This window comes from uncultured Leptotrichia sp., from assembly GCF_938036635.1.
Taxonomy (GTDB): Bacteria; Fusobacteriota; Fusobacteriia; order Fusobacteriales; family Leptotrichiaceae; genus Leptotrichia; species Leptotrichia hongkongensis.
Genome location: NZ_CALHQO010000226.1, coordinates 1 through 2,559, shown reverse-complemented (window position 1 = coordinate 2,559; position 2,559 = coordinate 1). Strand labels below are relative to the sequence as shown.

The window sequence follows — 2,559 nt, the reverse complement described above, 5'->3', positions numbered from 1 at the left end:
TTGTTTAATAATAGTTCTTACTATTTTTAATATGTTTTTTTCTTTTTTCGCAGGATTGCTCATTGCCGCAAATCCTGCACCTATGGCTAGACTCCGACTTTTATTTGCCCAACTCCGAAACTCCTCCTTTCAGTCGTCAAACAATCGTAGCTGAACAAATAAAAGCTCCGTCGGTTTTTGTTAAAGAAAAAATATTTAAATAAATTTGTTATTTAAAGAAGGGTTAGTATAACATATTTAAAATTTATTTTTTTATTAATCGATTTTTTATCAAATATTCCTTTGCCACATCGTAAGCTTTTTTTCCATTGACTCCTACTTCAAAGTTCATTTTACGCATTTCATCATCTGTGACTTTATTATGTAATTTATTCAATATTTGCTCTAATTTTGGATATTTTTTCAGAGTTTCGTTTCGCATTAAAGGTGCCCCTTGATATGGCGGGAATAAATTCTTATCATCTTCAAGAACTGTTATTTTATACTGCTCAAGCTCACTATCCGTAGAATAAGCATCAATTACATTTATATCTCCGCTTTGCACCGCCACATACCTTAATTTTGGTTCAAATTCCTTAACATTAGGAAATTCAAAATTATAAAGTTTCTTCATTCCTTTATAACCATCTTCCCTGTCAACAAATTCCCGTGTAAAGCCAACTTTTGCTTTATCTTTCACTCGTGCTAAATCCGATATTTTTGTAATATTATTTTCACTTGCAAATTTTTGTGTCACTCCAACTGCATAAGTGTTATTGTATGCCATCGGCTTTAATAGTACCATATCATATTTTTTCAAGATTCCATTTCTAGCCTGCTCATAAACTTGCTCTTTTATATTGCTGACTGGTTTTTCGCTAAGGAATGTAAATACTACAGTTCCTGTAAATTCAGGATAAATATCAACATCTCCTGATTTCAAGGCATTAAAGTTAAACGATGTATTTCCAAATCCTGCTTTTAGTTCCACATCCACATTCATTTCATCCTCAATCAAAAGTTTATACATATTTATCAATATTTCCGGCTCTGTTCCCAATTTCCCTGAAATTACAATTTTATCTTTTTTGCTTTGCTTATTCATAACTAAATTTCCAGCAAAAAATATTATAAATAGACTTATAAATGAAATTACAATTACTTTCCAGTTTTTATTTTCCAGTTTTTTCAGTACAAAATCAAATAAAACTGCTAACAATGCAGACGGAATTGCTCCAAGCAAAATTAAGTTCATATTGTTTCTATCAAGTCCAAGCAGAATCAGTTTTCCAAGTCCTCCTGCACCAATTAATGAAGCAAGTGTTGCAGTTCCAATGATAAGCACTGTCGCTGTACGGATTCCTGCCATAATTACAGGCATTGCAAGTGGCAGCTGAACTTTAAAAAGCTGCTGTGCCTTATTCATTCCCATAGCCCTTGAAGCCACCATATATACTGGATCTACCCCATTTATTCCTGTATATGTGTTTCGTAAAATTGGAAGCAATGCATAAATTACAAGTGCTGCAATTGCAGGTTTTCTACCAATTCCCATAATTGGAATCAATAATCCAAGTAATGCTAGTGAAGGTATAGTTTGCATTATTGCTGTAAGTCCGATAATTATTTCTGCTATTTTCTTCTTATATGTCAAATAAATTCCAAGCGGAATTGCAATAATCAAGGCAATTACAAGTGCATAAAATGAAATCTGCATATGCTCAAGAATAGCCTTGAAAAACTCCTCTTTACGCTCATAAAATACTTGAAAAAAGTTATTATTCATTATTCCCTCCTTTAATTTCTAAAATCATTTTCTCATATTCCCCATTTTCCTTTAATTTCTCAATAATTTTTTTATCAATTTCATTTTCAGCATTCTTATTTTGCTCCAAACTGATAAATTCCCTTACAAATTCATCTTTCGGATTATTAATTAATTCAGATTCCGTTCCAGATTGAAGGATTTTCCCATCCTTAATTATAAAAATCCTGTCTCCCAGATAAAAGGCTTCCTCGATATCGTGCGTTACAAAAACAATCGTTTTATTAATTTTTTGCTGTAATTCTTTTATGTCTTTCTGTAAACTTTTCCTTGTAATCGGATCTAACGCACTAAAAGGCTCATCCATAAGTATAATTTCAGGATTCCCCGCTAATGCTCTTGCAATTCCGATTCTCTGTGCTTCCCCGCCAGACAGTTCAGACGGCATTCTCTTCAGATATTTTTCACTTTCCAGCCCAATCATTTCCAGAAGTTCTTCTGTCCTTGCCTTAATCTCCTCTTTCTTCCAACCTTTTAATTCAGGCACGATACTTATATTTTCTTCTACTGTCAGATGTGGAAATAAAGCCACTTGCTGTAAGACATAACCCATATTCCAACGCATTTTATGAATATTGTATTCAAAAATATTTTTCCCCTTTATTTCTATTTTCCCAGAAGTCGCATCCTCTAACCTATTTATCATTTTCAAAGCTGTAGTTTTTCCGCTTCCCGAAGTTCCGATAAACACAATAAATTCTCCTTCATTTATCGAAAAATTTATATCTTTTACAGCTTCATTTCCATTCGGATAC

Annotated in this window: 2 protein-coding genes; both read right to left on the bottom strand. The window is 32.7% G+C overall.

Going from position 1 to position 2,559, the window contains the following annotated elements:
* Positions 1–244: 244 nt before the first annotated feature.
* The gene (locus Q0370_RS04370) at positions 245–1,765 is read right to left on the bottom strand and encodes an ABC transporter permease/substrate-binding protein (protein ID WP_299572628.1); all 1,521 of its coding nucleotides are present in this window, start codon (positions 1,763–1,765) and stop codon (positions 245–247) included.
* A partial coding sequence (locus Q0370_RS04365) for an ABC transporter ATP-binding protein (protein WP_299572626.1) occupies positions 1,758–2,559 on the bottom strand: 802 nt, incomplete at its 5' end. The genes Q0370_RS04370 and Q0370_RS04365, both read right to left, overlap by 8 nt.

What these genes read in the sequence shown, in the direction of transcription:
- Q0370_RS04370 (WP_299572628.1), bottom strand. Translation starts at nt 1,765, where the DNA reads ATGAATAATAACTTTTTTCAAGTATTTTATGAGCGTAAAGAGGAGTTT.